The sequence below is a fragment of the Actinosynnema sp. NPDC050801 genome (assembly GCF_040673975.1).
In the GTDB taxonomy this organism is placed as follows: domain Bacteria; phylum Actinomycetota; class Actinomycetes; order Mycobacteriales; family Pseudonocardiaceae; genus Actinosynnema.
Genome location: NZ_JBFAQZ010000006.1, coordinates 273,049 through 287,816 on the forward strand (window position 1 = coordinate 273,049; position 14,768 = coordinate 287,816).

13 protein-coding genes, 2 tRNA genes and 1 riboswitch are annotated in these 14,768 nt (G+C 70.8%); of the genes, 3 read left to right on the forward strand and 12 right to left on the reverse strand.

Annotated features, from left to right (window positions below):
• Nucleotides 1–13 precede the first annotated feature (13 nt).
• Both leuD and leuC read right to left on the reverse strand, forming a co-directional pair.
• On the reverse strand, nt 14–616 hold the full coding sequence (gene leuD, locus AB0K14_RS16355; RefSeq protein ID WP_360447100.1) for a 3-isopropylmalate dehydratase small subunit: 603 nt from the start codon (nt 614–616) through the stop codon (nt 14–16).
• Between the two features lie 14 nt (nt 617–630).
• Nucleotides 631–2,034 (reverse strand): 3-isopropylmalate dehydratase large subunit, encoded by a 1,404-nt coding sequence (leuC, locus tag AB0K14_RS16360; RefSeq protein WP_360447098.1) that lies wholly within the window; start codon nt 2,032–2,034, stop codon nt 631–633.
• Between the two features lie 71 nt (nt 2,035–2,105).
• Here leuC and AB0K14_RS16365 point away from each other — a divergent pair, with 71 nt between their 5' ends.
• Nucleotides 2,106–2,807 (forward strand): IclR family transcriptional regulator, encoded by a 702-nt coding sequence (locus AB0K14_RS16365; protein ID WP_162470707.1) that lies wholly within the window; start codon nt 2,106–2,108, stop codon nt 2,805–2,807.
• A 259-nt stretch (nt 2,808–3,066) separates the two neighbouring features.
• On the opposite strand, the gene AB0K14_RS16370 is transcribed toward AB0K14_RS16365, so the two are convergent.
• The 4 genes from AB0K14_RS16370 to gltX all read right to left on the reverse strand — a co-directional run bounded on the left by AB0K14_RS16370 (nt 3,067) and on the right by gltX (nt 5,745).
• Nucleotides 3,067–3,139, reverse strand: a tRNA-Glu gene (locus tag AB0K14_RS16370).
• Between the two features lie 104 nt (nt 3,140–3,243).
• Nucleotides 3,244–3,315, reverse strand: a tRNA-Gln gene (locus tag AB0K14_RS16375).
• A 100-nt stretch (nt 3,316–3,415) separates the two neighbouring features.
• Nucleotides 3,416–4,153 (reverse strand): HAD family hydrolase, encoded by a 738-nt coding sequence (locus tag AB0K14_RS16380; protein ID WP_360447096.1) that lies wholly within the window; start codon nt 4,151–4,153, stop codon nt 3,416–3,418.
• A 104-nt stretch (nt 4,154–4,257) separates the two neighbouring features.
• The gene (gltX, locus tag AB0K14_RS16385) at nt 4,258–5,745 is read right to left on the reverse strand and encodes a glutamate--tRNA ligase (protein WP_360447094.1); all 1,488 of its coding nucleotides are present in this window, start codon (nt 5,743–5,745) and stop codon (nt 4,258–4,260) included.
• Between the two features lie 90 nt (nt 5,746–5,835).
• On the opposite strand from gltX, the gene AB0K14_RS16390 reads away from it, so the two are divergent.
• Nucleotides 5,836–7,086 (forward strand): FAD-dependent oxidoreductase, encoded by a 1,251-nt coding sequence (locus AB0K14_RS16390; protein WP_360447092.1) that lies wholly within the window; start codon nt 5,836–5,838, stop codon nt 7,084–7,086.
• Between the two features lie 4 nt (nt 7,087–7,090).
• Here the strand turns inward: AB0K14_RS16390 and AB0K14_RS16395 are convergent, their stop codons facing one another.
• Complete coding sequence (locus AB0K14_RS16395) at nt 7,091–7,861, reverse strand: fumarylacetoacetate hydrolase family protein (protein WP_360447090.1); 771 nt, start codon at nt 7,859–7,861, stop codon at nt 7,091–7,093.
• Between the two features lie 57 nt (nt 7,862–7,918).
• Here AB0K14_RS16395 and AB0K14_RS16400 point away from each other — a divergent pair, with 57 nt between their 5' ends.
• A complete protein-coding gene (locus AB0K14_RS16400) occupies nt 7,919–8,587 on the forward strand; it encodes a S1 family peptidase (protein ID WP_360447088.1) in 669 nt (222 codons plus the stop codon).
• Here AB0K14_RS16400 and cimA read toward each other — a convergent pair.
• The 5 genes from cimA to AB0K14_RS16425 all read right to left on the reverse strand — a co-directional run bounded on the left by cimA (nt 8,568) and on the right by AB0K14_RS16425 (nt 14,729).
• Nucleotides 8,568–10,163, reverse strand: coding sequence for a citramalate synthase (cimA, locus tag AB0K14_RS16405; protein WP_360447086.1), 1,596 nt, complete (start codon nt 10,161–10,163; stop codon nt 8,568–8,570). The genes AB0K14_RS16400 and cimA overlap by 20 nt on opposite strands.
• 190 nt (nt 10,164–10,353) lie before the next feature.
• On the reverse strand, nt 10,354–11,337 hold the full coding sequence (locus AB0K14_RS16410; RefSeq protein ID WP_360447084.1) for an ABC transporter substrate-binding protein: 984 nt from the start codon (nt 11,335–11,337) through the stop codon (nt 10,354–10,356).
• Complete coding sequence (locus tag AB0K14_RS16415) at nt 11,334–12,083, reverse strand: heme ABC transporter ATP-binding protein (protein ID WP_360447082.1); 750 nt, start codon at nt 12,081–12,083, stop codon at nt 11,334–11,336. The genes AB0K14_RS16410 and AB0K14_RS16415 overlap by 4 nt, the downstream gene beginning before the upstream one ends.
• Nucleotides 12,084–12,097: 14 nt before the next feature.
• Complete coding sequence (locus tag AB0K14_RS16420; RefSeq protein ID WP_360447080.1) at nt 12,098–13,180, reverse strand: iron ABC transporter permease; 1,083 nt, start codon at nt 13,178–13,180, stop codon at nt 12,098–12,100.
• 92 nt (nt 13,181–13,272) lie between these two features.
• Nucleotides 13,273–13,399, reverse strand: a riboswitch (cobalamin riboswitch).
• A 292-nt stretch (nt 13,400–13,691) separates the two neighbouring features.
• A complete protein-coding gene (locus tag AB0K14_RS16425) occupies nt 13,692–14,729 on the reverse strand; it encodes a 3-isopropylmalate dehydrogenase (RefSeq protein ID WP_360447078.1) in 1,038 nt (345 codons plus the stop codon).
• Nucleotides 14,730–14,768: the final 39 nt, after the last annotated feature.

Below are 14,768 nucleotides of genomic sequence, written 5' to 3' on the forward strand. Positions count from 1 at the left end.
GACCCCTTCGGAGTCACCCCGCGGGCAGCGGATCGGTAGTCGGCAACCAACCCTGCCTGCGCTGCTCGAACTCGGTGATGGCGTCGGCGTGGCGGAGGGTCAGCGCGATGTCGTCCAATCCCTCCAGCAGCCGCCAGCGGGTGTACTCGTCGACCGTGAAGGGCGCGGTGAAGTCCTTCGCCACAACGGTGTTCTTCGTCAGGTCGACGGTGACCTCGGTGCCGGGCTCGTTCTCCAGCAGCTTCCACAGCAATTCGACATCGGACTGCGAGCACTCGGCGGCCACCAGGCCCTGCTTGCCCGAGTTGCCCCGGAAGATGTCGGCGAACCGGGACGAGATGACCACCCGGAAGCCGTAATCCATGAGCGCCCAGACGGCGTGCTCCCGGGACGACCCGGTGCCGAAATCAGGCCCGGCGACCAGCACGCTGCCCGCCCGGAACGGTTCCTGGTTGAGCACGAACTGCTCGTCGCCGCGCCAGGCGGCGAACAGGCCGTCCTCGAAGCCCGTGCGGGTCACGCGCTTGAGGTAGACGGCCGGGATGATCTGGTCGGTGTCCACGTTGGACCTGCGCAGCGGAACGCCGACCCCGGTGTGCGTGGTGAACGCTTCCATGTTCGTAGAACTCCTCAGACCAGGTCGGCGGGCGACGACAGCGTGCCCCGCACGGCGGTGGCGGCGGCCACGAGTGGCGAAACCAGGTGGGTGCGGCCACCCTTGCCCTGCCTGCCCTCGAAGTTTCGGTTGGAGGTCGACGCGCTGCGCTCGCCCGGCTTGAGCTGGTCCGGGTTCATGCCCAGGCACATCGAGCAGCCGGCCTGGCGCCACTCGGCGCCGGCCGCCAGGAACACCTCGTGCAGCCCCTCGGACTCGGCCTGCGCGCGCACCCGCATGGAGCCGGGCACGACGAGCATCCGGACGCCGTCGGCCACCTGGTGGCCGCGCAGCACGTCCGCCGCCGCCCGCAGGTCCTCGATCCGGCCGTTGGTGCACGAGCCGAGGAACACGGTGTCGACGCGGATGTCGCGCAGCGGGGTACCCGCCTCCAGCCCCATGTAGGTCAGGGCCTTCTCGGCGGCCACGCGCTCGTTCTCGTCGACGATCGTCTCGGGGTCGGGCACGGCGGCGCTGAGCGGCAGGCCCTGGCCGGGGTTGGTGCCCCAGGTGACGAACGGCGTCAGCTCGTCGGCGTCGAGGCGGACCTCGGCGTCGAACTCGGCGTCGTCGTCGGTGCGCAGGGTCTTCCAGTACTCGACGGCCGCGTCCCAGTCGGCGCCCGACGGCGCGTGCGGACGGCCCTGGATGTAGTCGAACGTCGTCTGGTCCGGCGCGATCATGCCCGCGCGGGCGCCCGCCTCGATCGACATGTTGCACACGGTCATGCGGGCTTCCATGGACAGCGCCTCGATCGCGCTGCCCCGGTACTCCAGGACGTAGCCCTGGCCGCCGCCGGTGCCGATCTTCGCGATCACCGCGAGGATGACGTCCTTCGCCGTGACGCCGGGCCGCAGCTCGCCGTCGACGGTGATGGCCATCGTCTTGAACGGCCGCAGCGGCAGCGTCTGGGTGGCCATCACGTGCTCCACCTCGGACGTGCCGATGCCGAACGCCAACGCGCCGAACGCGCCGTGCGTGGACGTGTGGCTGTCGCCGCAGACGACGGTCATGCCGGGCTGGGTCAGGCCCAGCTGCGGGCCCACGACGTGCACGATGCCCTGCTCGACGTCACCCATGGGGTGCAGCCGCACGCCGAACTCCGCGCAGTTCTTGCGCAGCGTCTCGACCTGCGTGCGCGACACCGGGTCGGCGATCGGGAGCTCGATGTCGATCGTCGGGACGTTGTGGTCCTCGGTGGCGATCGTGAGGTCGGGTCGGCGGAGCTGCCGCCCCGCCAGGCGCAGGCCGTCGAACGCCTGCGGGCTGGTCACTTCGTGCAGCAGGTGGAGGTCGATGTAGAGCAGGTCCGGCTCCGCGCCACTGCCGTGGCGCACGACGTGTGCTTCCCACACCTTCTCCGCGAGCGTGCGGCTCATCGCAACTCTCCCAAGATCTGGACAGTCGATAGATCTGGACTTCCCAGACAGTGGGAAGTTAGTATCGGCTTGTGGGACAGCATAGCGGGATCGGCGTGTTGGACAAGGCAGTGGCTGTCTTGAACGCCGTCGCAAAGGATCCGTGTGGGCTCGCCGAGTTGTGCAACCGGACGGGCTTGCCGAGGGCTACCGCGCACCGGTTGGCGGTGGGGCTCGAGGTGCACCGGTTGCTGCGACGGGGTTCCGACGGCCGCTGGCGTCCGGGCGCGGCACTGGCGGAGTTGGCGGGCGGGGCCACCGACCCGCTGCTCGACGCGGCGTCCTCGGTGTTGCCGAGGTTGCGCGACATCACGGGCGAGAGCGTCCAGTTGTACCGACGGGACGGGATGCAGCGGATCTGCGTGTCCTCCGCGGAACCACCGAGTGGTTTGCGCGACACCGTGCCGATCGGCGCGCGATTGCCGATGACGGCCGGTTCGGGCGCGAAGGTATTGGCCGCGTGGGCGGATCCCGGCACTCAACGTTCCGTTCTCGCCGACGCCGTTTACGGCGAACGGACATTGTTGGAAGTCCGCCGGCGCGGTTGGGCGCAGTCCGTGGCGGAACGGGAACCGGGCGTCGCTTCCGTTTCCGCGCCGGTTAGGGACAGCACCGGCTCGGTAGTGGCCGCGGTCTCCGTTTCGGGCCCCATCGACCGGATGGGCCGCCGCCCGGGCGCCCGCTGGGCCGCCGACCTCCTGGCCGCCGCCGAAGCCCTCCAAACCCGCCTCTGACCCCCTGGGCAAGCCCCTCGGGACTCGCCCTGACGCCCTGGCCACGCCTCCGAGGCCTTGCACCCGCCCTGGCACCGGAGCTCGCCTGCCGACGTCCTGGCCTCGCTCGACGGGCTCCCGCTCCCCTCACCGGGGAACGGGAGCCCGCTCGCGCACGGGGGTGCAGGGGGCGGAGCCCTCCTGCCCGGGGGTCGGACCCCCGGTGTAAATGCGAAAGATCCCCGTTTCGCGTCAGCGAAACAGGGATCTCCCTGATCTGTAGCCCCGATGGGATTCGAACCCACGCTACCGCCTTGAGAGGGCGGCGTCCTAGGCCGCTAGACGACGGGGCCAGGAACTTTCATATTCAGTTGAGCGGTCTTGCCTTGCTGTCCTGCGACGCGAGTAGCTTACCACACTGGATTTTTAGCTTGCCACCGGGTTATCTACTTCGCAGCTGGGGTACCAGGACTCGAACCTAGACTAACTGAACCAGAATCAGTCGTGCTGCCAATTACACCATACCCCAATGGTTTCCCGGGCCGCTCCCCGTTGATCGCGCTTCAGGGGGCCGTCCGTTCCGCCGGGAGGAATACTAGACCACGTGCCCGGCGGAACGGAAATCGGGGTCACGCGGAGGCGGCCGAGAGCTCGCAGACGAGCAGTTCCGGCAGCTCAGCCAGGCTGCTGATGGCGGCGATGCCGGTGGGCAGCGCGCCCTCGCGCGGGCCCTGGCGGTTCAGCCACACGCCCTTCATGCCCGCGTCGCGCGCGCCGATCGCGTCGGCGTGCAGGCGGTCGCCGACGTGCACCGTGTCACCCAGGTCCACACCGAGGTCCGCGCACGCGGTGTCGAAGATCACCCGGTCCGGCTTCGCCGCGCCGACCTCGCCGGCGATGAGCACGGTGTCGAAGTACTGGGCCAGCCCCAGGGACGCGATCTTCACCCGTTGGTGGCGCCCTGAGGCGTTGCTCACGGCCGCCATGGGCAGACCGGTCGCCCGCAGCCACTCCAGGCACGGCACGACGTCGGGGAACAGCCGCCAGCCGGACGCGAGGACCTCCTGCCGGTGCAGTTCCCGGCGGGTCGCCTCCTCCTGGTTCAACTCCTCGCCGAGGGCCGCGAAGAACGCGCGGGTGCGGATGTTGCGCATCGTCTCGTACTCCAGCTCGCCCGCGAGCAGCCGCTCGCAGTGCTCGTCGGTGATGCGCTGCCACAGCGGCCAAGCGTCGGCGTTGCCGACCATCGCGGCCAGGGCGGCCCGGGACGACGTGCTGTAGTCGACGAGGGTGTCGTCCACGTCGAGGCACACGGCCCGGATCTCGCCGGTTCTCCGAGGGGTGAAATTCGGGGCTGCGGTTGTCACCCCGTGAGGCTAGGTGCGGTCACCCCTCGTCCGACTCGACCAGAGAGGTGATATCTGGCGATTCTTGCACGGTCAAGCACTGCTGAACCGCCCGAACGAACCAGTCAGATTGCCCCGAGCGCCCGGCGCAATCGCCCGATCGAGCGACTCCGACCCAGTAGTTCCATGGATTCGTACAGTGGCGGCGAGACGGTACGGCCCGTCACGGCGACCCGCACCGGGGCGTAGGCCGTGCGCGGTTTGAGCCCCATCGCGTCCACAAGAGACTCCTTCAGGGCGGCCTCGATGGCCGCGGCCGTCCACTCCGGAAGCGATTCCAGGGCACGGACACCGGCCTCCAGCACCGGCCGGGCGTCCTCGCCGAGGGTCTTGGCCGCGGCGTCCTCCTCGGGCGCGAAGTCCTCCTCCGCGACGAACAGGAACCGCACCATCCCGGACGCCTCGGACAGCACCACCAGCCGCTCCTGCACGAGCGGGGCGACGCCCCTGAGCACGGCCAGCTGCTCGTCGGTCGGCGCGGGCGGCAGCACCCCGTCCTTGACCAGGTACGGCAGCACCCGGTTGAGGAACTCCTCGACGGGCAGCGCGCGCAGGTGGGTGGCGTTGAGCGCCTCGGCCTTCTTCAGGTCGAAGCGGGCGGGGTTGGGGCTGACCTTCTCCAGCTCGAACGCCTCGACCAGTTCGGCCACCGAGAAGACGTCCCGGTCGTCGGCGATGGACCAGCCCAGCAGCGCCAGGTAGTTCAGCAGGCCCTCGGGCAGGAAACCGCGGTCGCGGTAGAGGAACAGGTTCGACTGCGGGTCGCGCTTGGAGAGCTTCTTGTTGCCCTCACCCAGCACGTACGGCAGGTGTCCGAACTCCGGGGTGGTGGAGGTGACGCCGATCCGGGTCAACGCCCGGTACAGCGCGATCTGGCGGGGCGTCGACGGGAGGAGGTCCTCGCCGCGCAGGACGTGCGTGATGCCCATCAGGGCGTCGTCCACGGGGTTCACGAACGGGTACAGCGGGTCGCCGTTGGCGCGCACCAGCACCGGGTCGGGCGTGCTGCCCGCCTTGAACGTGATCTCGCCGCGCACCAGGTCGACCCACGTGATGTCCTCGTCGGGCATCTTCAGGCGCAGCACCGGCTCGCGGCCGTCGGCGCGCAGCGCGGCCTTCCGCTCCTCGGTCAGGTCGCGGTCGTGGCCGTCGTAGCCGAGCTTCGGGTCCTGCCCGGCGGCCTTGCGGCGCGCCTCGATCTCCTCGGCCGTGGAGAACGACTCGTACAGCTCGCCCGCCTCGAACAGGCGCTCGGCGATGTCGGCGTAGAGCTCCCGCCGGCCGCTCTGCCGGTAGGGCGCGTGCGGTCCGCCGACCTCGGGGCCCTCGTCCCAGTCCAGGCCGAGCCACCGCATGGCTTCCAGCAGCGAGAGGTACGACTCCTCGGAGTCGCGGGCCGCGTCGGTGTCCTCGATCCGGAACACGACCGCGCCGCCGGTGTGGCGGGCGTAGGCCCAGTTGAACAGGGCGGTGCGGATGAGCCCCACGTGCGGTGTCCCGGTCGGCGACGGGCAGAAGCGGACGCGGACCCCTGGCGGTGCTGATGCGCTCATGACCCGATCAGCGTATCCGGCTTGACCGCGGCCGCACGCCGGAGCATCCTGGACTTATTCAACCGGTGTTGAAAACGCGAGGGGTGGATCATGGAGAGGACTGGTGTCGTGGTCGTCGGGGGCGGCCCGGCGGGCATGGTGGCCGGGTTGTTGCTGGCCAGGGCCGGTGTGGAGGTGACCGTGCTGGAGAAGCACGGCGACTTCCTGCGCGACTTCCGCGGCGACACGGTGCACGCGTCGACGTTGACCCTGCTGGACGAGCTGGGCCTGGGGCCCTCGTTCGCCGAGGTGCCGCACCAGCTCGTGGACAAGGTGCAGGTGCTGCTGGACAGCGGACTCCAGACGATGGGCGACCTCACGCGGCTGCCCGGGCCGCACAAGCACATCGCGTTCGTGCCGCAGTGGGACTTCCTCGACCTGCTGGCCGACGCGGGCAAGCGCGAGCCGACGTTCGACCTGCGGATGAACACCGAGTTCACCGGTCTGATCGAGGAGGGCGGCAAGGTGACCGGCGTCCGGTACCGCACGCCGGGCGGCACGACCGGCGAACTGGGGGCGGACCTCGTCATCGCGGCCGACGGGCGCCGCTCGCGGGTGCGGGAGCAGCTCAGGCTGCCCGTGCACGAGTTCGGCGCGCCGATGGACGTGTGGTGGTTCCGGCTGCCGCGCGACCCCGCCGAGCTCAACGGCGCCACCGGGCGGTTCGGCCGGGGCCAGGCGATGGTGCTGATCAACCGGGGCGACTACTTCCAGTGCGCGTACCTCATCCGCAAGGGCACCGACGAGCTGCTGCGGGCGGAGGGGGTCGCCGCGTTCCGGCGGCGGGTGGCGAAGCTGGTGCCGTGGCTGGAGGAGCGGTTGGAGACCGTCGAGTCGCTGGACGACGTGAAGCTGCTGGACGTGAAGCTCGACCGGTTGCGGCGTTGGCACGCCGACGGCGCGCTGTGCATCGGTGACGCGGCGCACGCCATGTCGCCCATCGGCGGCGTCGGCATCAACCTGGCCGTGCAGGACGCGGTGGCCGCCGCGCGGATCGTGGCCGCGCCGCTGCGGCGGGGTGAGCTGAGCCCGAAGGTGCTGGCGAAGGTGCGGCGCAGGCGGTGGCTGCCGACAGCGGTGACGCAGGCGGTCCAGCGGCGGGTCCAGGACTCGTTCCTCAAGCCGACGCTCGCGGCCACGTCGACCGCCGCCGCGCCGGGGCGACCGGCGCTGCCGGTCCGCCTGATGGGGCGGTTCCCGTGGCTGCAGGCGGTGCCCGCCTACCTGGTGGCGATCGGGCTGCGGCCCGAGCACGCGCCGGAGTTCGCCCGGCGCGCGCCCGAGCGCATCGAACGGACCTGACCGCTCAGCGGTTGGTGACCGTGTTCGTCAGCGTGCCCAGGCCTTCGACGGTCACCGACACGGTCTGCCCGGCGGTCAGCGGGCCGACGCCCGCGGGGGTGCCGGTGAGGATCACGTCCAGCGGGCGCAGCGTCATCACCGAGGAGATGTACTCGATCAGCTCGGGGATGCCGTGCACCAGCAGTGAGGTCCGCGAGTCCTGCTTGACCACGCCGTCGACCTCGGTGCGGATGGCCACGTCGGACGGGTCGAACTCCGTCTCCACCCACGGTCCCAGCGGGCAGAACGTGTCGAAGCCCTTGGCCCGCGTCCACTGCCCGTCGGTCTTCTGCAGGTCGCGGGCGGTGACGTCGTTGGCGATCGTGTAGCCCAGGATCGACTGGCGGGCGCGGGCGGCGGTGATGTCGCGCCCGCCCACACCGACGACCACGGCCAGCTCGCCCTCGAAGTCGACCCGCTCGGACACCGCCGGGAGCTTGATGTCCGCGTTCGGCCCGATCACCGCGGTGTTGGGCTTGAGGAACATCAGCGGGCTGTCGGGCACCTCGTTGCCCAGCTCGGCGGCGTGCTCGGCGTAGTTGCGGCCGATGGCCACGATCTTGGGCGGCAGGAACGGCGCCAGCAGGCGGACGTCGGCCAGCGGCCAGCGGCGACCGGTGAAGGTGGGGTTGGCGAAGGGGTCGTCGGCGATCTCGACCGCGGTCAGGTCGTCGCCTTCGCCCTCGATCGCGGCGAAGGCGAGGCCGTCCGGTTGGGCGATACGGGCAATGCGCACGGAGATCACCCTAACCGGCGGCTGGAAACCGCACCGCGCGTGCCTAGCGTCGAGGGGATGAGAACCCTGCTGCTCGCACTCACCCTGCTCGTCGCCGCCGCCGCGCCCGCCGCGGCGACCACCTCCCCGGCCGCGACCACCTCCGCGCTGCCGACCACCTCCGCGCTGCCGACCCCGCTGGAGGCCGGCACGCCCCTCTCCACGTGGACCGGCGCGCGCTGCGCCAACGGCTTCAACGTCCGCGGCCACCTGATCGCGTCACCGTCCTGCGGGATCGTCGGCACCATCGTCTACGGACCGGGAGGGGTGGACATAGGTCCGATCGTGGCGGTCCGCCCGGCCTACGCGGTCGTCCGGATCACCAACACCGCCGCCTGGGTCCAGCGACCCACCGTCGCCGGGCGCATCGGCACCACGGTCCGCGGCTCGGTCGAGACGCCGGTCGGCGGCCAGGTGTGCGCGGTCGGCCGCACCACCGGTCTGCGGTGCGGCACCGTGGTGGCGAAGAACGTCACCGTCAACTACCCGACCGGGGTGGTCTCCGGGCTGACGCGGACCAACGTGTGCGTCGAACCCGGCGAGCACTGGTCGCCGCTGCTCACCGGCTCCCACGCCCAGGGGCACGTGCTCGGCGCGAGCGGCAACTGCTCCAGCGGCGGCTCGTCCTACTTCTACCCGCTCAACCGGATCCTGGCCGAGGGAGGGTTCACGCTGGTGACGGGCTGACCCGCATCGCCTTGTGCACGAGCGCGTCGCACAGGGCGAGCCAGCTCGCCTCGACGATGTTGCCGTGCACGCCCACGGTGGTCCACTCGCGCTCGCCGTCGGTGGACTCCACCAGCACGCGGGTGACGGCGTCGGTGCCGTGCTGATCGGTGAGGATGCGCACCTTGTAGTCGTTCAGCTCCACCGCGTCCAACCAGGACAGGTGGGGCAGGAGCGCCTTGCGCAGCGCCGCGTCCAGCGCGTGCACCGGGCCGTTGCCCTCGGCGGTGGCGATGACCCGCTCACCGGCCACGTGCACCTTCACCGTGGCCTCGGACACGATCGCGCCGTCCTGGTGGTGGTCGAGCACCACGCGGTAGGACTCCAGCACGAACGGCGGCGTGTCCAGGTCGGACAGCTCGGCCTTGAGCAGCAGTTCCAGGGAGGCGTCGGCGGCCTCGAACGACCAGCCGCCCGCCTCCAGCTCCTTGACCTTGCGCACCACGTTGGTGAGCGCATCCGGCCGGCGGGTCAGGTCGATCCCGAACTCACGTCCCTTGAGTTCGAGACTGGCCCGACCCGCCATCTCGGTGACCAGCACCCGCATGTCGTTGCCCACGGTGTCCGGATCGATGTGGTTGTACAGCTCCGGGTCCACCTTGATCGCGCTCGCGTGCAGCCCCGCCTTGTGGGCGAAGGCCGACGACCCGACGTAGGCCTGGTGGGTGTCGGGTGCGATGTTCGCGATCTCGGCCAACGCATGGGAGACCCGGGTGAGCTCGGCCAGCGATTCGTGCGGTAGCACCTGCAGGCCGAGCTTGGTCACGAGGTTCCCGACGACGGAGAACAGGTCCGCGTTGCCCGCTCGCTCGCCGTAGCCGTTCGCGGTGCACTGGACGTGGGTCGCCCCCGCCTGCACCGCGGCGATGGTGTTGGCCACCGCGCAGGACGTGTCGTCCTGGCAGTGGATGCCGACGCGGAAGCCCGTGCGGGCGACCACGTCGGCGACGGTCTCGGCCAGGCCCAGGGGCAGCTGGCCGCCGTTGGTGTCGCACAGCACGACGACGTCCGCGCCACCCTCCACAGCGGACTCCAGCACGCGCAGCGCGGTGTCCGGGTCGAACGCGAAGCCGTCGAAGAAGTGCTCGGCGTCGAGGAAGACCCGGCGGCCCTCGCCGACCAGGAACGCGACCGTGTCGCGGACCATCGCGCAGTTCTCCGCCACGTCGGTGCGCAGGGCCCGCTCGATGTGCCTGCGGTCCGACTTGGCGACCAGCGTCACGACCGGTGTCCGCGCCTCCAGCAGGGCCCTGACCTGCTTGTCCTCGTGCACCTTGACGCCCGCCTTGCGGGTGGAGCCGAACGCGACGAGCTGGGCGTGCTTGAGCGTGAGCTCCCCCTCGGCGGCCCTGGCGAAGAACTCGGTGTCCTTGGGCATGGCGCCCGGCCAGCCACCCTCGATGAAGCCGACGCCGAGCGAGTCGAGCAAGCGGGCGACGGCCAGCTTGTCGTTGACCGAGTAGGAGATGCCCTCGCGCTGGGCACCGTCCCGCAGGGTCGTGTCGAAGACGTGGAATGAATCACCGAGGGGGTTCACGAGGGGGCTCCTTGTGAGTCTTGGGAAAACAAAAAGACCCCCCGCAGGATGCGAGAGGTCGGCGCGCCGGGTGCTGGGAGGCAGCACTACCCGACGCGCTGGGAAATAATGACCACGGTGTGGAGAGCCACGTTGGCGATGGTGCCACAACCCGTCCGCGGATACCAAGCCACGGACGGGTCGTCCCACACTATGGGTGGAAGCTATCGGCCAAGAACCTGGCGAACGCCTCGATGGCGGCCGGGTTGCGCGGGCTCTCCACCAGTGCCGCGTACGGCAGCACGAAGAACCTCTTGGCCTTGATGGCGGGCACGTCGGCCAGCGGCGGGTAGGACTCCAGGAACGCCCGCTTCTCGTCCGGTGTGGTCGACTCCCCGTCGGCGTAGTCGTTGATCAGCACCACGTCCGGCGCCCGGTCCACGACGGCCTCCCAGCCGACCGTGGTCCAGCTGTCGTCGAGGTCGCCGAAGACGTTGTCGCCGCCCGCCCTGCCGATGATGTCGTGCGGCGCGGCGTTGCGGCCCGAGGTGAACGGCTGGTCGAGGCCGCTGTCGTAGAGGAACACCTTCGGGCGGTCGCCCTTGACGAGCTCCTCGGCGTCCGCGACCTGCTTGCGGTAGCCGGCGACGAGGGCCTCGGCCTTGTCCTGCACGCCGAAGATCCGGCCGAGGTTGAGCAGGTCGGTGTAGAGGGCGTCCAACGGCGGCATGATGCCGCGCTGCCCGCCCACGCCGTTCCGGCACGCCTCGGTGAGCTGGTAGGTGGCGATGCCGAGGTCGTCGAGGGCGTCGGGGGTGAAGCCGGTCGACTCCGAGAAGCCGTAGTTCCAGCCCGCGAACACGAGGTCGGCCTTGGCGCCCTGGACGAGTTCCTTGGTGATCTGCTCGCCGAGGTGCGGCACGCGTTCGAAGTCCGCCCGCCACGGCGAGGAGGCGACGTCGTTGGCGTGGGCGCCGCCGATGACGTAACCGGCCATCCGGTCGCCCAGGCCCAGCGCGAACATCAGCTCCGCGATGCCGGTGTCGTTGGTGACCACACGGGACGGTGTGCCGTAGGTGACCTGCTGCCCGCAGTTCGTGACGGTGACCGCGGCGGTGGTCGCCGTCGTGGCGATCCGCGCGCCGCAGCCCGTAGTGAGGACCAGGACCACGGCGAGCGCGACGAACTTCTTCACTCGATCTCCCTGTGTTCGAACAGCAGTTGCGGTACGCCGCTGGTGGGGTGGCGCACGACGTGGGCGCGGACGTGGAAGACCTCGTGCAGCACTTCGGGGGTGAGCACGTCCTCCGGCCTGCCGCTGCGCACCACCCGGCCGTGGTCGAGCACGTGCAGGCGGTCGCAGTAGGCGGCGGCGAGGTTGAGGTCGTGCAGGACCGCGAGGACGGTCACGTCCAGGCTGCGGACCAGCGCGAGCACCGCGAGCTGGTGGCTGATGTCGAGGTGGTTGGTGGGTTCGTCCAGCACGAGCACCTTCGGCTGCTGGGCGAGCGCGCGGGCGATGAGGACGCGTTGGCGCTCGCCGCCGGAGAGGCTGAGGAAGCCCCGGTCCGCGAGGTGCGCGGCGTCCACTCGGGACAGCGCGTCGGCGACCACCTCCCGGTCGCGTTGCGGAGTGCCCCGGTGCGGGAGGCGTCCCATACCGACGACCTCGGTGACGGTGAAGTCGAACTCGACGTGGCTGTCCTGGGTGAGCGCGGCGAGGTGCTCGGCGGTGTCGCGGACCTTCGTCGTGGCGAGGTCCCGGCCGCCGAGCCGCACCACTCCCCCGGACGGTCGCAGCGCCCGGTACACGCAGCGCAGCGTGGTGGACTTGCCGCTGCCGTTGGGGCCGACGATGCCGTGCACCTCGTTGGCGCCGGCGTGCAGGTCGATGCCGTGGAGGATGCCGTCGACGGTGACGCGGTCGAGTCGGACGTCCATATGGCGGCGGTCCATCAGCGGCCGCCGAACACGTAGCCGCGGCGGCGCATCAGCAGGATGAAGCACGGCACGCCCAGCGCGGCCGTGATGACGCCCAGCGGCAGTTCCTCGGGTGCGGCGAGCAGGCGTGCGGCGACGTCCACCCAGATGAGGAAGCAGGCGCCCGCCAGGGGTGCCACGGCCAGCACCTTGCGGTGGTCCGCGCCGACCGTGAGCCGGACCGCGTGCGGCAGCATGAGGCCGACGAACCCGACCGCGCCGCTGACCGCGACCAGCACGCCGGTCATGGCGGCGGTGACGCCGAACAGCGCCTTGCGGGTGCGGGAGACGTCGATGCCGAGGGTGGTCGCGGTCTCGTCGCCCATGGAGAGGGCGTTGAGGTGCTTGGCGCGGCTCTGGAGGTAGGCGACACCGGCCAGCACGACGGCGGCGGCGACGGGCAGTGCCGCCCACGTGACGCCGCCGAGGCTGCCCAGCAGCCAGAACATCGCGGCCCGTGCCGCCTCGCCGCGTGGTGACTGGAACACCAGCAGCATGGCCAGGGCGGAGAAGCCGTAGGCCATGGCGGTGCCGGTGAGCACGAGGCGCAACGGGGTCAGGTTGCGGCCGGCGACCACGTAGACCAGGGCCATCGCGGCGAGCGCGGCCAGGAACGCGGCCGTGGACAGGGCGTAGATGCCCAGTGAGGCGAACAGGCCGGTGGTCGCGACGGCGGTCGCGCCGACGCTCGCGCCGGAGGAGATGCCCAGCACGTACGGGTCGGCCAGGGCGTTGCGGACCATGGCCTGGATCGCGACGCCGACCGCGGACAGGCCCGCGCCGACGACGGCGGCGAGCAGGACGCGCGGCAGGCGGATGTCCCACACGATCCGGTAGGGGCCCGCCTCGGCGGCGTCGATCGTGCCGCCGGTGAGCGCGGCGGCCAGGAAGCGGAGGACGTCGCCGAACGGGATGCGCACCGGCCCCAGCGCCACACCGCAGACGACCGAGGCGGCGAGGACGGCGGTGAGGGCGAGGCAGAGGCCCGCGGTGGACGGGCGGCGCGGTGTCGGTGGTGCGGCGCGGTCGGTCGTGCGCCGACTGCTGGTGGAGGTCACCGGTCGCCTTTCGGACGGGTGGCCCAGACCGGCCACCCGCGCCCGCTCGTGGCAGGCCGGCGCACCCGTCCCGCAGACCACGGCAGGAGTTGGAGCAACTTCCCACCGCCCGCGGGTGATCGGGCTCGCCGAGCACGTGGCTCGACCTACCGTTGCGGGTCAGCGCCGGACTTCGACCGGACTTCCCCCACGGGCGGCACCGGCGACCCTACGGCCCGTGACGCGGTCAGGGCCACCACGACGAGGTCGTGGTGGCCCTGATCACGTGCTTTCGCCTGCGCGAGTCGAACACTCGCGTCCCGCGAGTCGAACACTCAGGTAGGCCGAGTTCAACGCTCAGGTGGTGGCACGCCGGTCCCGAGCGTTGAACTCACGGGTCCTGAGCGTTCGACTCGCGGGTCTTGAAGGTTCGACTCACGGGTCCTGAGCGTTCGACTCGCGGGTCTTGAAGGTTCGACTCGCGGGTCTTGAAGGTTCGACTCACGGGTCCTGAGCGTTCGACTCGCGTGGGTCAGCCGGTGCGGACGTTGGACGACACCAAGGCGGCCAGGCGGTCGCCCACCGCGTAGGTCGCGCCCGGCGACGAGTGGTCACGAGTCGCCAGATCGAACGCCACCGACGCTTCGATCCGCCGGGCCGCCTCGGACTCGCCGAGGTGGTCCAGCATCAGGGCGACGGAGAGGACCGCCGCGGTCGGGTCGGCGATGCCCTGGCCCGCGATGTCCGGCGCGCTGCCGTGCACCGGCTCGAACATGCTCGGGTTGCGCCGCGTCACGTCGAGGTTGCCCGACGCCGCCAGCCCGATGCCGCCGGTCACCGCCGCCGCCAGGTCGGTCAGGATGTCGCCGAACAGGTTGTCCGTCACGATCACGTCGTACCGGCCCGGGTCGGTGACCAGGTGGATCGTCGCCGCGTCCACGTGCTGGTAGGCCACCGTCACGTCCGGGTGCTGCAACGACACCTCCTCCACCACGCGCGACCACAACGAACCGGCGTGCGTGAGCACGTTGGTCTTGTGCACGAGCGTGAGGTGCTTGCGCGGCCGGTTCGCCGAACGGGCGAACGCGTCGCGCACCACCCGCTCCACGCCGAACGACGTGTTGATCGACACCTCGGTCGCGATCTCGTGCGGCGTGTCCTTGCGCAGGAGCCCGCCGTTGCCGGCGTACAGGCCCTCCGTGCCCTCGCGCACCACCACCATGTCGATCTCGGGCGGGTCGGCGATCGGGCTGCGCACGCCGGGGTAGAGCCGGGCCGGGCGCAGGTTCACGTGGTGGTCCAGTTCGAACCGGAGCCGGAGCAACAGGCCGCGTTCCAGGATCCCGCTCGGCACCGACGGGTCACCGACCGCGCCGAGCAGGATCGCGTCGTGCTGGCGGAGTTCCCCGAGCACGGACTCCGGCAGCAACTCACCTGTGGCGTGCCAGCGCGCCGCGCCGAGGTCGTAGCGGGTGATCTCAGCCGCTGGAACGACCTCACCGAGCACCTTCAGGGCCTCGGCGACGACCTCGGGCCCGATCCCGTCTCCTGGGATCACTGCGAGCCGCATCCACACACCTCCCAGGTATCAGTCCCAATGCGCGGGACT

Excerpts from the sequence above, each read along its gene's own strand:
- leuD (WP_360447100.1), bottom strand. The coding sequence starts at position 616 with ATGGAAGCGTTCACCACGCACACCGGGGTCGGCGTTCCGCTGCGCAGG.
- leuC (WP_360447098.1), bottom strand. The coding sequence starts at position 2,034 with ATGAGCCGCACGCTCGCGGAGAAGGTGTGGGAAGCACACGTCGTGCGC.
- gltX (WP_360447094.1), bottom strand. The coding sequence starts at position 5,745 with ATGAGCGCATCAGCACCGCCAGGGGTCCGCGTCCGCTTCTGCCCGTCG.
- AB0K14_RS16390 (WP_360447092.1), top strand. The coding sequence starts at position 5,836 with ATGGAGAGGACTGGTGTCGTGGTCGTCGGGGGCGGCCCGGCGGGCATG.
- AB0K14_RS16400 (WP_360447088.1), top strand. The coding sequence starts at position 7,919 with ATGAGAACCCTGCTGCTCGCACTCACCCTGCTCGTCGCCGCCGCCGCG.
- AB0K14_RS16415 (WP_360447082.1), bottom strand. The coding sequence starts at position 12,083 with ATGGACGTCCGACTCGACCGCGTCACCGTCGACGGCATCCTCCACGGC.
- AB0K14_RS16425 (WP_360447078.1), bottom strand. The coding sequence starts at position 14,729 with ATGCGGCTCGCAGTGATCCCAGGAGACGGGATCGGGCCCGAGGTCGTC.